At 65.1% G+C, this 19,609-nt stretch carries 14 protein-coding genes; 7 read left to right on the top strand and 7 right to left on the bottom strand.

All coding sequences use genetic code 11. The annotated features are described in order from the left end of the window. The first annotated feature begins 13 nt into the window (after window positions 1-13). The 6 genes from GGR33_RS21305 (at window position 14) to GGR33_RS21280 (ending at window position 10,834) form a co-directional block, all read left to right on the top strand. A complete protein-coding gene (locus tag GGR33_RS21305; protein WP_183509089.1) occupies window positions 14-1,099 on the top strand; it encodes an efflux RND transporter periplasmic adaptor subunit in 1,086 nt (361 codons plus the stop codon). Beyond that, entirely contained in the window at window positions 1,096-4,200 is a 3,105-nt protein-coding gene (locus GGR33_RS21300; RefSeq protein WP_183509087.1) for an efflux RND transporter permease subunit, read from the top strand. The genes GGR33_RS21305 and GGR33_RS21300 overlap by 4 nt, the downstream gene beginning before the upstream one ends. A 41-nt stretch (window positions 4,201-4,241) precedes the next feature. Continuing rightward, a complete protein-coding gene (locus GGR33_RS21295; protein ID WP_183509085.1) occupies window positions 4,242-4,784 on the top strand; it encodes a TetR/AcrR family transcriptional regulator in 543 nt (180 codons plus the stop codon). A 145-nt stretch (window positions 4,785-4,929) separates the two neighbouring features. After that, the gene (gene fabF / locus GGR33_RS21290; RefSeq protein WP_183509083.1) at window positions 4,930-6,189 is read left to right on the top strand and encodes a beta-ketoacyl-ACP synthase II; all 1,260 of its coding nucleotides are present in this window, start codon (window positions 4,930-4,932) and stop codon (window positions 6,187-6,189) included. Between the two features lie 315 nt (window positions 6,190-6,504). Further along, complete coding sequence (locus tag GGR33_RS21285) at window positions 6,505-8,121, top strand: FAD-dependent oxidoreductase (protein WP_183509081.1); 1,617 nt, start codon at window positions 6,505-6,507, stop codon at window positions 8,119-8,121. Between the two features lie 571 nt (window positions 8,122-8,692). Then, a complete protein-coding gene (locus tag GGR33_RS21280) occupies window positions 8,693-10,834 on the top strand; it encodes a helicase-related protein (protein ID WP_183509079.1) in 2,142 nt (713 codons plus the stop codon). A gap of 540 nt (window positions 10,835-11,374) precedes the next feature. Here GGR33_RS21280 and GGR33_RS21275 read toward each other — a convergent pair. From GGR33_RS21275 to GGR33_RS21260, 4 genes are all read right to left on the bottom strand, one after another. Next, the gene (locus GGR33_RS21275) at window positions 11,375-12,427 is read right to left on the bottom strand and encodes an ABC transporter substrate-binding protein (RefSeq protein ID WP_183509077.1); all 1,053 of its coding nucleotides are present in this window, start codon (window positions 12,425-12,427) and stop codon (window positions 11,375-11,377) included. A 244-nt stretch (window positions 12,428-12,671) separates the two neighbouring features. Then, window positions 12,672-13,613 (bottom strand): 3-hydroxyacyl-CoA dehydrogenase NAD-binding domain-containing protein, encoded by a 942-nt coding sequence (locus GGR33_RS21270; RefSeq protein WP_183509075.1) that lies wholly within the window; start codon window positions 13,611-13,613, stop codon window positions 12,672-12,674. A gap of 36 nt (window positions 13,614-13,649) precedes the next feature. Then, window positions 13,650-14,657, bottom strand: a complete 1,008-nt coding sequence (locus GGR33_RS21265; protein ID WP_284211758.1) for an ABC transporter substrate-binding protein — start codon at window positions 14,655-14,657, stop codon at window positions 13,650-13,652. A 19-nt stretch (window positions 14,658-14,676) separates the two neighbouring features. Next, on the bottom strand, window positions 14,677-15,447 hold the full coding sequence (locus GGR33_RS21260) for an SDR family NAD(P)-dependent oxidoreductase (RefSeq protein WP_183509071.1): 771 nt from the start codon (window positions 15,445-15,447) through the stop codon (window positions 14,677-14,679). A gap of 208 nt (window positions 15,448-15,655) precedes the next feature. On the opposite strand from GGR33_RS21260, the gene GGR33_RS21255 reads away from it, so the two are divergent. Further along, window positions 15,656-16,486 carry a 3-oxoadipate:acetyl-CoA acetyltransferase gene (locus GGR33_RS21255; RefSeq protein ID WP_183509069.1) on the top strand — a complete coding sequence of 277 codons (831 nt, stop codon included), beginning with the start codon at window positions 15,656-15,658 and terminating at the stop codon, window positions 16,484-16,486. A gap of 78 nt (window positions 16,487-16,564) precedes the next feature. On the opposite strand, the gene GGR33_RS21250 is transcribed toward GGR33_RS21255, so the two are convergent. Genes GGR33_RS21250 through GGR33_RS21240 form a run of 3 tightly spaced genes read right to left on the bottom strand, consistent with a single transcriptional unit; the run spans window position 16,565 to window position 19,314 of the window. Then, window positions 16,565-17,590, bottom strand: a complete 1,026-nt coding sequence (locus GGR33_RS21250; RefSeq protein WP_183509067.1) for an ABC transporter substrate-binding protein — start codon at window positions 17,588-17,590, stop codon at window positions 16,565-16,567. A gap of 49 nt (window positions 17,591-17,639) precedes the next feature. Further along, window positions 17,640-18,551, bottom strand: coding sequence for an ABC transporter permease (locus GGR33_RS21245; protein ID WP_246413353.1), 912 nt, complete (start codon window positions 18,549-18,551; stop codon window positions 17,640-17,642). Then, window positions 18,544-19,314, bottom strand: a complete 771-nt coding sequence (locus GGR33_RS21240; RefSeq protein WP_183509065.1) for an ABC transporter ATP-binding protein — start codon at window positions 19,312-19,314, stop codon at window positions 18,544-18,546. The genes GGR33_RS21245 and GGR33_RS21240 overlap by 8 nt, the downstream gene beginning before the upstream one ends. Window positions 19,315-19,609 lie beyond the last annotated feature (295 nt).

Below are 19,609 nucleotides of genomic sequence, written 5' to 3'. Positions count from 1 at the left end.
GCGAGGACGTAAGATGGGTGCGAGATCGGCGCTGGTGCTCATGGGGTTTGCCCTCGCGGCGTGCTCGCCGGCCGAGACTGCGGTGAAGGCCGAGCCGCCGCTGGTCCAGACCATCAAGGTCGCTTCGAGCACCGGCGGCGTTTCCCGGTACACCGGCGTCATCCGTGCCCGCACCGAGAGCAATCTCGGGTTCCGGGTCTCAGGCAAGATCTTCGAGCGCCTCGTCGATCCGGGAGATCGCGTGTCGCGCGGACAGCCGTTGATGCGCCTGGACCGGACCGACTTCACCCTCGCGCTCGCGGCTGCGCGGGCGTCCGTCGAAGCGGCACGCGCCCAGATGATCAAGGCAAAGGCCGACGAGGAGCGCAGCCGCAAGCTCGTCGGCGACGGTTGGACCTCGAAGCAGACCTACGACCAGAACAAGGGGGCGGCCGATGCAGCCATCGCCCAGTTCGCCAACGCCGAGGCGCAGGCCAGCCAGGTCTCCAACCAGGCCGGCTATTCCGAACTCCAGGCCGATGCAGACGGTGTGGTGATGGAGGTGCCGTCGGAGCCCGGGCAGGTGGTTGCGGCCGGGCAGACGGTGGTGAAGCTCGCCCGCGACGGGGCCCGGGAGGCAGAGGTGTTCCTGCCCGAGGGCAGCAAGCACCTGGCGCAGGGAGCTGCCTCGGCGACGCTCTATGCGGAGAGCGAAGGGACCTATCCCGCACATTTGCGCGAGCTGTCCGCCACGGCCGATCCCGCCACGCGGACCTATCGGGCACGCTACATCCTGGCGGGAGGCGGCGAGACAGCCCCGCTCGGCGCCACCGTCACGCTCCAGCTCAAGTCGGCCGACACCAAGCGGACGGCAGCGGTCGAGGTGCCGCTCACCGCTCTGTTCGATCGCGGAAGCGGTTCCGCGGTCTGGCGCTACGACGCCCAGACCGGGACCGTGGCGGGGCAATCGGTCGCCGTCGCACGGATGGCCGAGGAGAATGCGGAAATCGTCTCAGGCCTCCATCCCGGTGATCTCATCGTGGCGCTCGGTGCCCACCTTCTGAAGGAGGGCGAGAAGGTGCGGATGGCGCCGGCCAGCATGACGGGCGTCGTCCGATGATCGGCTTCAACCTGTCGGCGTTGGCGGTCCGCGAACGGGCCGTGACGCTGTTCCTTCTGATCGCGGTGACGGCAGCGGGCTTCTTCGCGTTCGAGAAGCTCGGCCGTGCCGAGGATCCCGTCTTCACCGTCAAGACGATGTCCGTCTCCGCTGCATGGCCCGGTGCGACCACCTCGGAGATGCAGCGGCAGGTCGCGGACCCCTTGGAGAAGCGCCTGCAGGAGCTCGTCTATTACGACCGCGTCGAGACGACGGTCCGGCCAGGCCTGATGCTGATGAAAGTCTACTTCAAGGACAGCATGCCGCCGGCCAAGCTGCAGGCCGAGTTCTATCAAGCCCGCAAGAAGCTGTCCGATCAGGCTTCCACCCTGCCGCGCGGCGTGATGGGCCCCCTGTTCAACGACGAGTTCTCCGACGTCTACTTCGCCCTATACGCCCTTCAGGCCCAAGGCCCGCACCGGCAGCTGGTGCTTCGGGCCGAAGACCTGCGTCAGCGCCTGCTGCGCGTGGCCGGCGTCGAGAAGATCAACATCCTCGGCGAGCAGGCCCAGAAGATCTACGTCGAGATCTCCTACCAGCGCCTCGCGACCCTCGGCATCACCGGCCAGCAATTGCTCGCCGCACTCGCGAACCAGAATGACGTGACTCCGGCCGGTTTCGTCGAGGCCGCGGGGCCCAGGGTCTATCTGCGACTCGACGGTGCCATCGACGGACTCGACACGATCAGGAACCTTCCCGTCATCGCCGGCGACCGTAGCCTCAAGCTCGGGGACATCGCCGAGGTGAAGCGCGGCTACGAAGACCCCAAGGTCTTCGAGATCCGCAACGACGGCGAGCCGGCGCTGATGCTCGGTCTCGTCATGAAGCCCGGCTTCAACGGCCTGAGCCTCGGTGAGGCCCTGAACGCCGAGGAAGTGGCGATCCACCACGACCTGCCGGCGGGCGTCTCCTTCTCCAAGATCACCGACCAGGCGAAGATCATCGACGACGCCATTCACGAGTTCATGGTGAAGTTCCTCACTGCGCTCTCGGTGGTGATCTTCGTGAGCCTCGTCGCCCTCGGGTTCCGGGTCGGCATCGTCGTGGCGCTCGCGGTGCCTCTGACGCTCTCGGCGGTGTTCGTGGTGATGATGCTCACCGGGCGCGACTTCGATCGCATCACGCTGGGCGCCCTGATCATCTCGCTCGGCCTCCTCGTCGACGACGCCATCATCGCCATCGAGATGATGGTGGTGCGCATGGAGGAAGGTGCGGATCGGATCGAAGCCGCGACCTATGCCTGGAGTGCGACCGCGGCGCCCATGCTGACGGGGACCCTCGTCACCATCGCAGGCTTCCTGCCGGTCGGCTTCGCGGCCTCCACCGCCGGCGAATATGCCGGCAACATCTTCTGGGTCGTCGCTTTTTGCCTCATCGTCTCCTGGATCGTGGCCGTGACCTTCACGCCCTATCTCGGCGTGAAGCTTCTGCCCGACATCAAAGCGGTGGCCGGAGGCCACGCGGCGATCTACGCCACCCGGAACTATCAGCGCTTGCGACGGGTCGTGCGCTTGTCGGTCGACCACAAGTGGATGGCGGCTGGGATCACCGTGGCCCTGTTCGCGGCGGCGGTCGTCGGCATGGGCAAGGTCGAAAAGCAGTTCTTCCCGAATTCCGAGCGCGCCGAGCTCATCGTCGAGGTAACGCTGCCGACGGGCTCGGCCTTCGGGACGACCGAGGCCACCGTGAAGAAGGTCGAGGCTGCCGTTCGCGCGTTGCCGGAAGCACGCGAGATCACGAGCTATATCGGTCAGGGGATGCCGCGCTTCGTGCTGTCCTTCGATCCCGAACTGCCCGATCCTGCTTTCGCGCAGATCGTCGTGCAGAGCGCTGACTCCGCGACCCGCGACGCCCTTCGGATCAAGGTCCGCAAGCTCGTCGACGATGGGCTTTTCCCCGAAGCCCGCGTGCGCGTGCTCCAGATCGTCTTTGGGCCGCCGATCCGCTTCCCCGTCGCCTTCCGGGTGGTCGGCCCCGACCTCGACGTCATCCGCGGCATCGCCGCCGAAGTGCGGGAGGTCATGGCGGCCAATCCGAACATGCGGCTGGTCCATCTCGACTGGGGCGACAAGACCCCGAGCCTGCATCTCGGCCTCGACCAGGAACGCCTGCGTCTCATCGGCCTGACCCCGAAGGAGACCGGCCAGCAGCTGCAGAGCTATCTCAACGGCACGCCCGCGACCCAAGTCCGCGAGAATCTGCGCTCCGTCGACGTCCTGCTCCGCAGCCCCGGTCCCGAGCGGCGTTCGCTCGGAGAGATCGGTGACCTGACGCTGGCCACCCGGGACGGCAGGCAGGTGCCGGTATCCCAAGTCGCGCGGCTGGAGACCCGAAACGAGGACGCGGTGCTCAAGCGCTACAACCGCGAGACCTACATCCGGGTGCAGGGCGACGTGCTGGATGGCAAGCAGCCCCCGGACATCCACGCTCAGATCCTGCCGCTGCTCGATCCGATCAAGGCGCGGCTGCCGCCGGGCTACCGGATCGATACCGCCGGCGCCGTCGAAGAGAGCGCCAAGGCCATGACCGCTCTGGTCGCGGTATTTCCCGTGATGCTCATCGTGACGCTCACCGTCATCATGCTTCAGGTGCGCTCGTTCTCGACGATGTTCATGGTCTTCGCGACGGCACCGCTTGGTCTCGTCGGCGCCGTCCCGACGCTTTTGATCTTCCACCAGCCCTTCGGCTTCAACGCGATCCTGGGGTTGATCGCGCTGTCGGGTATCTTGATGCGCAACACCTTGATCCTCGTCGATCAGATCCACCACGACCGCGCGAGCGGGCTGTCGGACTATGAAGCCATCGTCGAATCCACCGTCCGTCGGGCCCGGCCCGTCATCCTGACGGCGGCGGCGGCCATGCTCGCCTTCATTCCCCTGACCCACTCGGTCTTCTGGGGCGCACTGGCCTACGTCCTGATCGGTGGCGTCGGCGTAGGAACGCTCCTGACGCTGCTGTTCCTGCCGGCGCTCTACGCGCTCTGGTTCAGGGTGGCGCGGGAGCCGCGCGGGGGTAGCGTCGATCCCGTTCCGGATGGAATCACGATGCAGGCCGGGTCGTGACCCGGACGACGTAGCCGTCACCGGGTCTGGAGGATCGAGGAATGCCGAAAGTCTCGCAGGAGCAGGCCAGGCTCAACCGTCAGCGCGTGGTCGAAGTCGCGGCGGCTTTGTTCCGCGAGCGTGGTCTCCACGGAATCGGTGTCGCGGACATCATGTCCGCCGCCGGTCTGACCCACGGCGGCTTCTACGGCCAGTTCGCGAACAAGGATGCCCTTGCGGCGGAGGCGTTCGATTCCGCGCTCGCGGAGGAATACAGGGGCAGCGTCGACACGATCATCGCGAACTACCTGTCTCTCGCCCACGTCAAAGCGCCCGGAAAAGGGTGTCCTCTCGCGGCCCTCGCGAACGACGTCGCGCGGGAGCCTCTTGGAAGTGTGGTCCGATCGCGGTTCACCCGAGGCGTCGAACGTCTCGCCGCTATCCTCGCCGAGCTGACGCCTCGGTCATCCAAAGAGCGCCGCAGAAGGCGTTCCCTGTCGACACTGTCGACCCTCGTCGGAGCGATCGTCCTGGCAAGGGCAGTCGACGACGAGACGTTGGCCAGCGACCTGATCGAGGCGGCAAAGGCTTCCGTCACCTCGTGAGCCGTTCGCGAAGAGCGCCGAGCCGGCAGCCGATCGTGAGCGACCACCGACAGCCCGACCGGACGGATTTAGGTCGCCGCCCGAGGATCAAAGCGTTCCCCGCAACGCCCGTTCCGTCCCGCAACGCCGCACCAAGAGGATCACCATGCGCGAGCCGATCGTCGTCACCGGCATGGGGGTCGCCTCTCCCCTCGGTTGCAGCGTCGAAGGGATGTGGCGCCGCCTGATCGCGTCCGAATCCGGCCTTCGGCGTCTCCCGGACGACATCGTTCCCGACATCGACGCAAAGGTGGCCGGCTTGGTGCCGTCGAAGGAAGAGCACCCGGACGGCTTCGATCCGGATGCGCTCATCCCGGTCAAGGATCGCCGGAAAATGGACCGCTTCATCCAGTTCACGCTTTCGGCGGCGGATCAGGCACTCCGCCAATCGGGGTGGCAGCCTTCCAGCGAGCACGAGAGAACACGAACCGCGACCGTCATCGCTTCCGGCGTCGGAGGATTCCAGACCATCACGGACGCGGTCGAGACCGTGCGCTCGCGCGGAGCGCCGCGCCTGTCGCCGTTCACTGTGCCGGCCTTTCTGGTCAATCTGGCCGCCGGGCACGTTTCCATCCGATACGGCTTCAAGGGCCCCCTCGGAGCCCCCGTCACCGCCTGCGCGGCGAGCGTGCAGGCCATCGGGGACGCCATGCGCCTCATCCGAAGCGGCGAAGCGGACGTCGTCGTCTGCGGTGGCGCGGAGGCCTGCGTGAACCGCGTCGCGCTCGGCGGCTTCGCCGCGGCGCGCAGTCTGTCGACGGCCTACAACGACACCCCGGAAGCTGCCTCCCGCCCCTTCGACCGAAGCCGCGACGGCTTCGTCATGGGAGAGGGTGCCGGCATCCTCGTGCTGGAGACGCTGTTGCACGCGAAGGCACGTGGCGCCGTCCCGTTGGCCGAGCTGGTCGGGTACGGCACCAGCGCAGACGCCTACCACCTTACCGCTGGGCCACCGGATGGCAGCGGCGCCCGCCGCGCAATCACTACGGCCCTCGCAATGGCTGGTCTCGAGCCCGCCGACATCGGCTACGTGAACGCCCACGCAACGGCCACGCCGGTTGGTGACGCCGGCGAACTGGCCGCAATGAGATCTGTATTCGGCGAGGCCTGCCCGGCAATTTCGTCCACGAAGTCTGCGACCGGCCATCTTCTCGGTGCCGCTGGTGGTCTGGAGGCGATCATCACGGTGCAGACGCTACGAGAGGGCGTTCTGCCACCTACGCTGAATCTCACCGAACCCGACGAAGCTGCGGTTGGCCTGGATCTCATCGGGCCGGAGGCGCGACGCGCGCATGTGGACTACGCCCTGTCCAACGGCTTCGGGTTCGGTGGGGTCAATGCGAGCATCATCCTCAAACGAATCTAGTTCTCCACATCGACAGCGGCGCGTCTCATCGGATCATTTCGAAAACATCGAATGTTTTCTTCGATCTTATTCGGGTTTTGCGAGCAAATCGGACGCGCCATCTTAGGTCCGTCAGATGACGGCAACCGGCCGACATCCCCTGAGACAGATGGAGCGCCCCAATGTCCTCCGCCGGGAGAGCCGGCTTCGTCGCGTCGAGATGGGTAAGGTCCGCAGTCACGTGTCTGGCCTCGATTGACCAGGAACGGCTCATCGTCACAATCGAAGGCTCGATCCATGCAGTGCATCATCGACCGCATGTGACGGGGGCGAACCATGGAAACGATCGGCCGCGACCTGCGCGAGATGCAGCGCGTACCCCTCTCGGCATCGCACGTCGCCGCAATCCGCGCCTTAGGATCCGAGCGACACTATCCAACCGGAACGTTCCTCGCTCGTGCTGGCGAGCCGGCCGACCGATTCGTCTATGTCGAGGAGGGCGAGGTCGAAGTGGTGGACCCCTTCACGGGCGAGCGACACGTCCCGTCCACCCTCGGCCCGACGCAGTTCATGGGTGAGATCGCCCTGCTGCACGGCGGTAACTGGTCGATGCCGATGCGGGCATCGAAGGATACCAACACCATCGAGGTGCCTCGGCGGGATATGCTGCGTCTCATGTCCGAGATCCCCGAGATGTCGGACATCGTCATAACGGTCCTTGCTGCGCGGCGCCGGCGGCAGTTGGACTCGCGCGACGGCACGCTTGTGCTGATCGGTGAGGACGAGGACCGAGTCGTGCGGCGGATCGCGGAGTTCGCGAGCCGCAACCGCTTCCCGTATCGGTCGTACGTGCTGGGTAGCGAGGAAGCGCGTGCCGTCGCGAGAAGCTGCTCGGCGACGCCCGATCGGCCGGCCGTCATCTTCGGTCGGGAAATCGTCGTAGCGGATCCGACGCCGGCCAAGGTCGGCCAGCTTCTCGGCCTCAACTACAACCTCCTCGACGACGAGGCATTCGACGTCCTCATCGTCGGCGGCGGCCCGGCGGGCGTCGCGGCCGGCGTCTATGCCGGAGCGGAAGGACTTCGCGCGTTAGTCATCGAGGATCTCGCGATCGGCGGCCAAGCCGGCACGTCGAGCCGGATCGAGAACTACATGGGGTTTCCGACGGGAATCTCCGGCGCCGATCTCGTTTGGCGAGGCGAGGTCCAGGCGTTGAAGTTCGGGACGCGGTTTGCGATGCCGCGCCGGGTCGTCAAACTTGAGCGGCTCGACGACGGAGCCTTCTGCGCGACGTTCGACAACGACCAGCGCGTTCGAGGTCGTGCGGTTATCGTTGCCACCGGTGTCCAATACCGCCGGCTACCGATCGATCGGCTCGAGGCGTTCGAGGGTGCGGGCATCTACTATGCCGCGACGGAGAACGAGAGCCGCTATTGCAAGGATGCCGAGGCGGTCGTCATCGGCGGCGGCAACTCGGCTGGGCAGGCTGCGATGTATCTCAGCCGCTCGGCCAGACACGTCCGCCTTCTGGTGCGTGGGCAGTCGCTCGCCACCTCCATGTCGAGCTACCTGTCGAGCCGGCTCGAGGCGGATCCGGCGATCACCATCGAGTACGGCGCCGAGGTCAGCGGTCTTCACGGCGATGATCGCCTCGATGCGGTGACGATCCAAAACGCTGGTGATGGAACGGAACGGACGGTCTCGACCTGCGCGCTGTTCATCATGGTCGGCGCCGCCCCCAATACGAGCTGGCTTTCGGGCCTCGTCGCGCTCGACAGCCATGGGTTCGTGTTGACCGGAGATGCGACCGATGGAGGCTCGCCCTATGGCACATCGCACCCGGGTATCTTCGCGGTGGGGGACGTGCGTGCGGGCTCCGTCAAGCGTGTTGCGTCATCCGTCGGCGAGGGGTCGGTCGTCATTTCCAAAGTGTGGGATTACGTCCAACCGTGAAGCCGATGACGGCCCACTTGAGCGAAGCGCGCTCGCAGAAGCCTCGACCGTGCGTGTTCTCGAGCCCAAGCGAAACCGCAGCCGTTGAGTTCGACCGTCCCGCGGCAGGCGAGATCACTTTTCAAGGCACCCGAGATATCGACGCACCCTAACTGTCACATGCTCTCGGATCGGCATCACGGCACAGATCGCTAACATCTCCGGTGGCGCGTGACCTAGACGCGCAACTCCGCACCACGTTCGCCGCGGCTGCCGGCTTAACAGGAACAGCGCTGTTACGGTGTCCGCGTTTCAGGCTCGACTGTTTGCAACCGGGCGGTAGCAAAACCACTCACTGAGACATTCGCAGAGTACGAGTGGGCGAAAATACGACCTGCGCGACATCACGCCCGCGAAGCCCAGGCCGGGGAGCCAAGACGCCATCCGGTCGCGCTTCTCTCACTGCCCCGCGACGCGACACACCTCCTCTCCGGGGCGGCCAATGCAATCGGGGGTCGGCAGCATGGCAGTTCCCCGAGACGCGCCGCCCTCGCGCCCTTGATCTGCAGCAGTGCGATCGGAAAGGTAGGGCATGGCCCGCAAGCGTAACCACCTGACGACCGACATCCTGGCAGATGCTCTGCATCGGCTCGGCATCGGCGCCGCTGCGATAGACCGCGAGGCCCTGCGCCTTCGCATGGAGCTGCCCGAGCACAACGGATTCGTCGAGGACGAAGCGGTCGCCGCCGCTCTCCGGGACGGTGGTGCACGGCGCGCCTTCGCCGAAACGGGCGTCGCCGCCCTTCGTTCGACGATCCCGGCTCTGCGGTCCGAACCGGGGCGCGACGACGCTGTCGTCTGGAGGCTTCGGGTGAGCATCCCGCTCCTGGACGACGGTCGGCTCGATCTCCGCCTCGATGTTCCGCCGGGCGAGACGGCCGAAGAGATCCTGGAGGAGATGGCGTTGGGCAACGACCCGACACGACGGCTGGACGGCCTGCGCGCGGCTCTTGCCGAGACCACCGTGGAACTCGAAGGCACGTTGCGCCGGACGGTCGCGCGGCTGCGAGACCAGATTCGCGCCGACCTTCACGAAATCGGTGCGGATGCGCCGACCTACATCGCACATCTCGATCGATCGCTCCGCGCGAGGGTCTTCACGCCTTCGCCGAACCTCGCACACGTCATCGGTGACACGCTCAAGACCGTCCGCACCCGGGCGAAGGTCGTGGCGCGCGAGGAATCCGGCCGGCGGCGCCTGCGCGACCGGGTCGGGTTCGGCGGCTATATCGACAAGTTCGTGCCCGCCCGTCGGATGAACCGGCGGATCGTCTTCCACATGGGTCCGACCAATTCCGGCAAGACCTACGCGGCGCTAGAAGTGCTGGCGAAGGCCCAGACCGGCACCTATCTCGCGCCGCTGCGCCTCCTTGCGCTGGAGAACTATGAAGCGTTGCTTGAGCGCGGGCTCCGCGCCGGCATGGTCACCGGCGAGGAGGTTCTGGGCGAGCCCGACCCCAGCCACACGGCACGTACCATCGAGACGGCGGATCTGCGTCGCCCGGTGGATGTCGCGGTGATCGACGAGATCCAGATGCTGTCCGACCCAGACCGCGGCTGGGCCTGGACCAACGCGCTGTTCGGGATCCCGGCGAACACCGTCATCGTCTGCGGCTCGGACGATGCCCTGTCGCATGTCCGCCGCGCGGCGGAAGCGGCCGGTGAATCGCTCGACGTGGTGACCTTCGAGCGCAAGACTCCGCTGGTGGCGCTGGATGCGCCTGTCCCCCTCGAAACCGTGCAGCCTGGTGACGCCGTCGTCGCTTTCTCGCGCCGCGCCGTGCACGAGATCCGCGAGACCCTGGTGGCGGCCGGGCGGAGCGTCGCGACGATCTACGGCGCTCTGTCGCCGGAGGTGCGCCGCGCTGAGGCGGGACGATTCCGCAACGGCGAAGCCGAGGTGCTGGTCACCACCGACGCGATCGGGATGGGCCTTAACCTCGGGCCGCTCAAGCGCGTGATCTTCTCCTCGGTCACGAAGTGGGACGGCACCACCACCCGCGCGCTCACCAACCCCGAGATCCGCCAGATCGCCGGCCGGGCCGGACGTTTCGGCCATCAGGACAAGGGCCACGTCTCGGCCACGGACGATGCGAGCCTCGGACCGATCCGCAGCGCGCTCGCCGGAGCCCCGACGGCACCCGCCGCCGACACTCGGTTCTACGTACGGCCGGACTTGATCGCGATCGAGGCAGCGGCCCTGGAGCTCGGCACCGAGTCACTTGCCGAAGTCCTGACCCACTTCTCGCGCGCGACCTTCTACGACGGCTCGCCGTTCCAACCCTCCGAGATGGAGGAGTCGCTGGAGGCCGCGCGCGCGGTCGACAAGGCGCGTCTACCGATCCGCGAGGCTTTCGCCTTCGCGGTCGCCCCGATCGACCGGCGCGACGCGGCTTCGAAAGCGGTGCTCGACCGCTGGGTACAGGCCCGCGCGGCAGGCGCTTCCGTCCCAGCGCTGCGGGCCAGCGTCGACGGCGAACTCGGCTACCTCGAGCGCACGGTCAAACTCGCTGCCGCCTATCTCTGGCTGGGCCGGCGCTTCCCCGACACGTTTGACGAAGTCGAGGCAACGAAGATGCTGCGCGGCCGTGCCAACGCAGCGATCGAGGCGCAACTTCGGGAAACGGCGTCGCACAAGGTCGCCGCACGGATCAGACCTCTCGCAACGACCTGATGCGTTGATCACGCCTGGCACTTCACATCCGAAGTGAAGCGCGGCATCGGGCGCGATACGGACGACCGGATCTGGCCGATAGCTGACCGGCGGCTTTGAGCTGCCCGAGGCGGCGAAGCAGACGTCGCACTTCCGTCATGGATCGACCCGAGTCAGTCGTTCCGATCCTCCGCCGCCATGCCCGTAAGCGGACGTCGCTTTAGCCGTTGCTCCGCCGTTAATGGGTGACTGCCAGCTTTTAACGTCGTTCGCTGGGCCGTAGGTCGTGTCCTGACCGGCTGGCTTTGGACCGGGCTGAATGAGAGGATCAGCTTGGACTGGAGGAGTTGGAGATGAAGCGACGACAGAGGCCGAGAGCGGAACGGCCACTTTGCGTTCGTCAAGAAGTTGAAGCAGACTTTGGAGCGTTGTGGGTATCGGCCCATTCCTGCCGTCGCGCTGGCGCCGAGCGGCGCTCGGAAGCCGTGGTTTATTTCTGTCGGTCGAGTTGATCGGCGTCCGTCTCTGCCGACCAGGCGCGTCTCGACCGTCCTCACTTCGTCAGCTCCCCCCTAGGTCGTGAACTTCAGGGAAGAAGAATTCCCGCCAATCGTTCGGCTTCTGCTTGATATAGCCGGCCCGGGAAAAGAATTGCGCGGCGGGAAGCAGATTTGCGGGGGCCGCTGTGAAGACCATCTCCGGTCGTCCGATGAGGTCCGTCAGCTCGTCGACCGAGATCTTCTCCTTGTTGACGGCGAGATAGATTTCGGCAGCGCGGCGCTTGTCCTGCCCGATCAAAGCGATCGCCTCACGGATCGCGGCGACGAAGGCGGCGGTCAGCTTCGGGTTGGCATCGTGGAAGGTCGTGGTGCTGTACACGCAGCCATTGGTGATCGGGCCGCCCATCACGTTCACCGAATCGAGCACCGTGTGCACGCCCGGTAAAGCGAGTTCCTGTTCCTGGAAAGGCGGCAAAGAAAAATGCGCCGTGACGTTGGTGCCCTTGTTCTGCAGTGCAATCATCGCGTCGGGATGGCCCATCGCGATCGTCATCGCATTGAAGCGCTCGAGGGCATTCAGGCCGAAAGCTTTCTCGACCGCGATGCCGAGCACCGTGGGTTGGGTTCCAACTCGGATCGTCGGCGTGGCGATCCGATCCGTGGCGGTGAAATCTGCGAGCGAGTGGACATTCGGATTGTTGCTCACGAGCTTCATTGGCAACGCGCCCGTGCAGACGACGCCCTTCACTCGCCCGGATGTCTTGCCCCAGAGGATCAGCATGTTCGGGCCGCCGCTGATCACCATGTCGACACTGCCCGACAGCAGCGCGTCGTTGCTCGCACCGCCGCTCGTCAGCCGGGTCCAGCTCACCTTGACGTCGGAGAGCCCCGCAGCCGTGGCGTGCTTCTCGACGAGGCCCAGATGCTCCGCGACCGCGGCCGGCAGATAGGACAAGCCCGGCTGCTTGGCGATCCGCAACTCGGACGCCTCCGCGCGGGCTGGACCCGCTCCGAGAAGTTCGGTGCCTATGGCCGCTGCCGATGCCCCGGTTCTAAGAAGCTGGCGTCGCGTCGGGATCGGGGGGGTGCCGATGCGGGTCAGGATCCTGTCCATGATGCGCCGATGCTCCGGGTATGATCAGCCCCCTTGGGGATCCAGCAATTAGCTAGCGTAGGGATCGTCATTTCCTACGCGCAGTATGGTCGGCTGAAGCAATAAGGCGATCGAAACCAGTTAGGCTAAGCGCGAAGTCGAAAGTCTGATTTCCGCTCGCGCGCCGGAAATTTGGAACTCGTATGGGCGCAAGATCTGCGCGGGCTGCCCTTGGTCGATAGCAGTCCCATCGCTTCAGAGCAGGCTAAGCGTCTCCGCGCAGGTCGTCTTGGGCATCGTCCGCTGCAGAGCTTAGCGAGGCGAGGGCAACGAGCATCGCGTCGCGAGCGCGCATGCAATCCGCGATTGAGCGGTCTCCGAGAGCTTCAAGCACGCCCTGCACGATCTTTGCCTCTAGATCCGCATCGAGGACCGGGGTCCCGAGCTCGGCCCAGCGCTTGACGTGGCCCGGTAACAGATGGTCGAGGAAGTGGCGGATGCCACCCGGACCTCCGGCGAGATGGTAGGTCAGGTACGGGCCCATGATGGCCCAGCGCAGCCCGGGGCCGTAGCGTACCGCGTCGTCGATATCAGCAACGCTCGCGCCGCCTTCCTGCAGGATGAACAGCGCCTCACGCCACAGGGCGGAGGTAAGGCGGTTGGCGATGTGACCGCGCATCTCGCGCCGCATGACGATCGGGTGTCGGCCGAGGCGCCGGTATAGAGCGGTCGAGCGCTCCACCGCCCAATCAGCTCCGCCGAGGATCTCCACGAGGGGAACGAGGTGCGGCGGGTTGAAGGGATGTGCAACGATGTGCCGTTCCGGGTGCCGGCAGTCCGCGGTGATCGCGCTACGAATCTGCGAGGACGTGCTCGTCGCGATGACGCTGTGGGCGGGTGTCAGCCGGTCGATGGCGGCGAGCAACGTCCTCTTCGCGTCCTCGGCGTCGGGCCCGTTCTCCTGGACGAATTCGACATTGCCGACCGCGTCCTCCAGCTCCATGCACCAGCGCAACGCAGTCGTGTCAGCAGGCACGGGACGCCCGATGGAGGTGGTCGCGACAGCGATGAAGTCACGCAGGGGCGCTTCCCGGCCCGGCGCCGGATCGTAGGCCTGGACTTCGAGACCGTGCGCGAGAAACAGGCTCGCCCAACTCATCCCGATCGTGCCGCACCCGATGACGGCAACCCGATTGATGTCCGACATTCTCGTCGCTTCCGTCCTCGTGAGATCCCGCCTAATTCATTCGGCCGAATGGCCGGCCGCATCGGGACGCGGGAAGAACAGCTCATCCGGGCCAGAGGGGCGGGCCTTCAACTGCCCCGTGCGATGGAGAAAATCGGAATAGCGGTCGATGTGCTTCGGGGTCGTCGTGTACTCGACCTGCGGGTCCTGCAAGATCTGGACGATCTGCTCGACCGTCAGCTTCTCCTTGGAATCTCGCAGGTAGATCTCGGCGGCCTTGCCGGGATCGCGATTGATGAGGTCGACGGCGCGCTGGAAGGCCGTGACGAAGACCTTGTACAAAAGCGGGTTGCCCTCGACGAATTTCCGCGTCGCCCACAGCACCTCGAAGGTCGCGTTGCCGAGAAGGTCGTGCGAGTTCAGGATCGAGTGGATCCGGGGATCGTCGAGCTCCTGATAGTTGTAGGGCGGCGAGGCGAAATGCAGATCGATCTCGCCCTGGCCTGAGAGCAGCATCGACATGGCCATCGGATGGGAGAGGCCGACCCCGAGATTGTCGAGCCGGTTGAACCCCTGCGGGCCAAAGGCCTTCTCCGCGGCCATCTGGAGCATGATCGCCTGGATCGAGACGCGGGCCGCGGGCATCGCGATCTTGTTGCGGTCTGTGAGGTCCGCGATGCTCTTCAGGTTCGGATCGCGCGTGTTGAGGTTGATCGGCATCGCGCACATCGCGACCACGCCCTTGACGTCGGCATTGCCGCGGGTGCGCGACCACATGATCAGGAACGGCGGGACACCCCCGGAGCCGATGTCGATCGCCCCCGACAGGAGGGCGCTGTTCATGTCGCTACCGCCCGCCATCTGGATGTAGCTGGTTTTCAGCGCACTGAGCCCAGCCTCGCGCGCAGCGACGTCGACGAGCTTTTCCTTGTCCATGATCACGAGAGGCAGGAACAGAAGGCCGAACTGGTAGGCGATCCGCAACTCGCCTTGTTCGGCGCGCGCACGAGGCACCGGGCCGCAGAGCAGGAGCAGGGCCGCAAGTCCGATTGCTAACCGTCGCACGAAACACCTCCGCGGCACGTCACATCATGGTCCGCCCGCCGTTCACGTCGATGGTGGCACCCGTGACGTAGGCGGCATCCGACGAAGCGAGAAAGAGGATGGCGCCGGCGACGTCGCGCGCGTCCCCGAAGCGGCGCAGGGGAATGGCATCGGTGAGGGCCTCGCGATCCGCCCGTCGCGCGAGCTTGTCGGCGATGCGTTCGGTCAGCGTCACGCCGGGCGCGACGGCATTCACGGTGATCCCGAACGAGCCGACCTCATGAGCGAGGTTGCGCGTGAAGCCGAGGACGCCGGCCTTGGCGCTGGCGTAGGGCAGGTTCGAGACTTCGCTCTTGCTGCGGCCGGCCTGGGAGGCGAGGTTGATGATCCGGCCCGATCGGCGCTGCTTCATGTGCGGAATCACCGCCCGCGCGCACAGGAAGGCGCTGGTGAGGTTAAGCCGGAGCGCGGCGTCCCAGTCGACCAGGGATAGGTTTTCGACCGGTGTGGGATCGGGTCCTTTGCCCGCGTTGTTCACGAGGATGTCGATCCCGCCCAGGGACGCGATCGCCGCCTCGACCCCGCGCCCCACATCCGCCTCGGACGTGACGTCGACGCGCGAGTAGACGAACCGGTCGCCGCAGTCCGCGACGGCTGCGCGCAGCTCTGTGACACTGGCCGAGTCCGGCGCCTCGATATCGAAGGCACAGACTCGGGCTCCCTCCGCGAGGAACATCTCGACGGTAATGCGCCCGATACCCTTGGCGCCGCCCGTCACGATCGCCGCCGACCCGTTCAAGCGTCCCGTCATCGTCGAATCCAGAATGCTTCAGGGAGGGTCTGCATTATGTTTCCTCCATATCGAACAAATATCAAATACTGAAATGAATCATCTTGCAATCCGGAATTTGGCGAGGCCATGATCGACACCGTCAGCCACAGCGCGCCGGCGCTTGGAGCGTCGGTCGGGTGCTCTGCATCGGCATGACCGACGCGCCGAGCCATTCGAGGAAACGCCCGTGACCGAGCCCGTCATCATCACCGTCGCGATCACGGGTGCGATCCCGAAGAAGGCCGACTCGCCGGCAGTGCCGGTACGTCCGCCCGAGCAGATCGAGGCGATCCACGAAGCCTACGAGGCAGGCGCCGCGGTCGCTCACATCCACGTCCGCAACCCCGACGAGAGCCCGAGCTCCGATCCCGCGCTCTTTCAGGAAGTCCAGGAAGGCGTCCGCCGGCACTGCCCCGACATGATCGTCCAGCACTCCACCGGCGGGCGGGGGCGTAGCCAGGCGGAGCGCGGGCGTTGCGTAGCCCTGCGGCCGGACATGGCCTCCCTCTCGACCGGCTCGGTCAACTTCCCCAACCAGATCTACGAGAATCCGCCGCAGCTCGTGGAGGATCTCGCTCGCTCCATGCTCGAGCACGACGTCAAGCCGGAGATCGAGGTCTTCGATGCGGCGATGCTCTACAGCGCCAAGGCGTTGCTCGATCGCGGCCTGCTCAAGGCGCCCGTCCACGTGCAGTTCGTGATGGGGGTGCCGAATGCCCTGCCGCCGCGGCGGCGACTGCTCGAATTCCTGGTCTCGGAATTGCGCGAGATCATGCCGGACGCGACCTGGGCCGGTGCCGGGATCGGCCGCGCGCAGCTCGACATGAACGAATGGTGCCTGGAACTCGGAGGCCACTGCCGTACCGGGCTCGAGGACAACCTGCGCTTCGACCGCACCCGGCTCGCGCGCAGCAATGCGGAGCTCGTCGCCCGCTTGGCCGAGATGGCGGAAAGCCGGGGGCGGCGCGTGGCGAAGGCGACCGAAGCACGGCGGCTTCTGTCGCTACCCTCGGTCTGATACCAGCGCCGATCGCCGGCGCGGGACCTGCTACACCCATCTCATCTCGGTCGCCGAACGAGCCGAGACCTCCGCCGCTCAGCGCGTGGCGGCCCCGTCGCCTGGACCCGTCACCGCGTCACTCGGGAAGAAGAGCTCCGCTTCGCTCGAAGCCTTCGCGGAGACGAGCCCGACCCGGTTCATGAAGTCCAGATAGGAGAGCATGCGTTTCGGACGCGTGGTCCACTCGTTCTGGGGCGATTTGAGGATCTCTGCCGCCTCGGCCGGATTCAGCTTCACGTTCTCGGCTTTGATCCAGATCTCGATGGCCTTGGCCGGCTCATCGCGGATGAGCTTCAGGCTGTCCTCCAAGGCGGCGATGAACGCTGCCGTCACCTTCGGATTGGCCGTCACGAACTTGCTCGACGCCCAGACGAGATTGAAGGTGTGGGGACCGCCGAGAACGTCGAAGCTATCGACGATCTTGTGCGCGCGCGGATCCTTCATCTCCTGCTCTTGAAACGGCGGAGAGCCGAAATGGCCGGTAATCTCCGATTTGCCGCCGAGCATGGCGACCTGGGCGTCGGGATGGCCCATCGAAACGGTCAGAGAATCGAACTTGCTGGCCTCCTTCTCCCCGAACATCTTCGCCGCAGCCATCTGCAGCGTGATCGCCTGGATCGACGTCTTCGCGGTCGGCAGCGCGATCTTGTCGCCCGGGCCTAGATCCTTGAGCGACTTCGCATTTGGATTCACGGAGACGAGCCAGAGCGGCATGGCATTCAAGGCGGCGACGCCCTTGACCTTCAGATTGGTGGTCGTTTTCCCCCAAATCGTCAGAAACGGCCCGACGCCACCCGAGGCGAAGTCCAGGTTTCCCGCGAGCAAGGCCTCATTCATTCCCGAGCCGCCGGTGAAGCGCAGCCATTCGGTCTTCACGTCGAGACCCTGCTCCTTGGCGCGCTTTTCCAGCATGTTCAGCTCCTGCATCAGGGTCAACGGCAGATACGAGATGCCGAATTGCCGGGCGAGCCGCACGGTCGCGACCTCGGCGGACGCCGCCGGGATGCTCGCGACGAGGATCGCGACAGCACCGATCGATCTGATGAAGTGTCCTGGTTTCATGCGCATCCACCCCTGAGCGATGTTCTGTTTTGGTTGTGGCGGAACGTCGTCAGGTCAGCATGCCCCACCGGCCGATGGTCTTGCGTTCGATGGTCTGGAAGATGAGGTTTTCGACGACGAGGCCGATGAGGATGACGGTCAGAAGGCCGGCGAACACGTTCGGGATGTCGAGCATGTTCTTGTTTTCATAGATGAACCAACCGAGCCCCCCGGATCCCGAACTGACGCCGAAGACGAGCTCGGCCGCGATCAGGGTTCGCCACGCGAACGCCCAGCCGACCTTGAGGCCGGTCAGGATGCTCGGGAAGGCAGCTGGGATCAGGATCTTCCGGATCAGACTCGCACCCGAGAGGCCGTAGTTCCTGCCGACCATCTTCAGGGTTCGACTGACGGACAGGAACCCCGAATGGGTGTTCAGGGCGATGGCCCAGGTGACGGAGTGAACCAGGACGAAGACGAGGCTTCCGTTCCCGAGTCCGAACCAGATCAGAGCGAGCGGCAGAAGCGCGATCGCCGGGAGCGGATTGAACATCGAGGTCAGGGTCTCGAGGAGATCCGTTCCGATCCGCGACGCAATGGCGACGCCCGTGAGCACCGTCGCGAGGACGACGCCCGCGGCGTAGCCCATCAGCAGGACCTTGAGCGATCCCCAGATGCGTGCCGGCAGGGTTCCGTCGGCCATCCCCTTCACGAAAGCCGATACGGTGGCGGAGAAGGTCGGAAACAACAGGTCATTGTCGAGGTAGCGGCCGTAGCACTCCCAGATCAGCGCCAGGACCACGAGGATCGCGAGTTTCCGAAGCCAGGCTTGATTGTAGAGCCGCTCGGCGAGCGAGAGGGGCTTTTCGACGACCGTCGTGGGCTGGCCGACAGGATCTTGCCGTATGAATTCGGGCCTGGCCTGATGCTGTGCCGTCGCTTCGGGGGGCGCGGAATGGAGACGGTGTACGACGCTAGACATTCTCGGCCACCTCGATCTGCTCCGAGAAGAGCATGTGTTGAATACGGCCTTCCAGCTCCATCGCCTCGCTCGGCGAGGTCGCTGTATTGAGCTCCGCCTTCACCTCTCCGGGATGGGGAGAGAGCAGGAGAATGCGCGAGCCGATCTTGATGGCTTCGGGAATGGAGTGGGTGACGAACAGGACCGTGAAGCGCGTGCCTTCCCAGAGGCTCATCAGCTCGTCCTGCATTCGGCGCCGGGTCAGGGCATCGAGTGCTGCAAATGGCTCGTCCATCAGCAGGATGTCCGGCTCCATCGCCATGCCCCTGGCGATGGCGACGCGCTGCTTCATTCCGCCCGACAGCATGTGGGGGTAGCTGTCGGCAAACTTCGTGAGATTGACCTTGTCGATGTAGTGGTTTGCCCGTTCCTCGGCCTCGCGACCCGAGAGTCGCCTTGAGGCTTCGAGAGCAAAAACGACATTCTGCTTCACCGTCTTCCAGGGCAGCAGCTGGTCGAACTCCTGGAACACCATCATCCGGTCAGGCCCCGGATCGGTGACCAGGCGCCCTCGCAATCGGATTTCACCCTCCGTCGGGGCCATGTAGCCGCCGACAGCCTTGAGGAGGGTCGATTTTCCGCAACCGGATGGGCCCAGAAGAACGAAGCGATCGCTCGGCCAGATCTTGAAGTCGACGCGATACGTTGCCGTGACCAGGTGTTGTGGCGTTTTGTACTGGAGGGTCACGCCGTCGACCTCCAGCAGTGGCGTGTTCAGGTCCACGATTTCCTCCGTGCGATAACGTTGATCGCGCTTTTATATTATTTTTATTTTGTTTTTCTGTTTGTATATTGGTATTTTTCAGTGGAAGCGCTGGTTTTTATCTCAAACCTATTCTGATCGCGCGTCGGCAATGCTCGATTTCGCCGATGTGTTTTCTCTCGATCCGAGGCGGCCGTGTTTTGCTTGGGCTTCTCCGATCGCTCCGTTTCTATTTGCGCATACTCATAAGCGCAGAATAACACTCTTTTGTATCTTGAATTAATTCAACTAAAATATGTTTAGATTGAAAATTTCT

Origin of the sequence: Methylobacterium brachythecii (assembly GCF_014196345.1) — a bacterium.
Classification (GTDB): domain Bacteria; phylum Pseudomonadota; class Alphaproteobacteria; order Rhizobiales; family Beijerinckiaceae; genus Methylobacterium; species Methylobacterium brachythecii.
This window is presented reverse-complemented; position numbering and strand designations above follow the sequence as displayed.

Bases quoted from the DNA above. Each gene is read 5' to 3' on its own strand.
- GGR33_RS21305 (WP_183509089.1), top strand. From the start codon at position 14: ATGGGTGCGAGATCGGCGCTGGTGCTCATGGGGTTTGCCCTCGCGGCG.
- GGR33_RS21300 (WP_183509087.1), top strand. From the start codon at position 1,096: ATGATCGGCTTCAACCTGTCGGCGTTGGCGGTCCGCGAACGGGCCGTG.
- GGR33_RS21295 (WP_183509085.1), top strand. From the start codon at position 4,242: ATGCCGAAAGTCTCGCAGGAGCAGGCCAGGCTCAACCGTCAGCGCGTG.
- fabF (WP_183509083.1), top strand. From the start codon at position 4,930: ATGCGCGAGCCGATCGTCGTCACCGGCATGGGGGTCGCCTCTCCCCTC.
- GGR33_RS21285 (WP_183509081.1), top strand. From the start codon at position 6,505: ATGGAAACGATCGGCCGCGACCTGCGCGAGATGCAGCGCGTACCCCTC.
- GGR33_RS21280 (WP_183509079.1), top strand. From the start codon at position 8,693: ATGGCCCGCAAGCGTAACCACCTGACGACCGACATCCTGGCAGATGCT.
- GGR33_RS21275 (WP_183509077.1), bottom strand. From the start codon at position 12,427: ATGGACAGGATCCTGACCCGCATCGGCACCCCCCCGATCCCGACGCGA.
- GGR33_RS21270 (WP_183509075.1), bottom strand. From the start codon at position 13,613: ATGTCGGACATCAATCGGGTTGCCGTCATCGGGTGCGGCACGATCGGG.
- GGR33_RS21260 (WP_183509071.1), bottom strand. From the start codon at position 15,447: ATGACGGGACGCTTGAACGGGTCGGCGGCGATCGTGACGGGCGGCGCC.
- GGR33_RS21250 (WP_183509067.1), bottom strand. From the start codon at position 17,590: ATGAAACCAGGACACTTCATCAGATCGATCGGTGCTGTCGCGATCCTC.
- GGR33_RS21245 (WP_246413353.1), bottom strand. From the start codon at position 18,551: ATGTCTAGCGTCGTACACCGTCTCCATTCCGCGCCCCCCGAAGCGACG.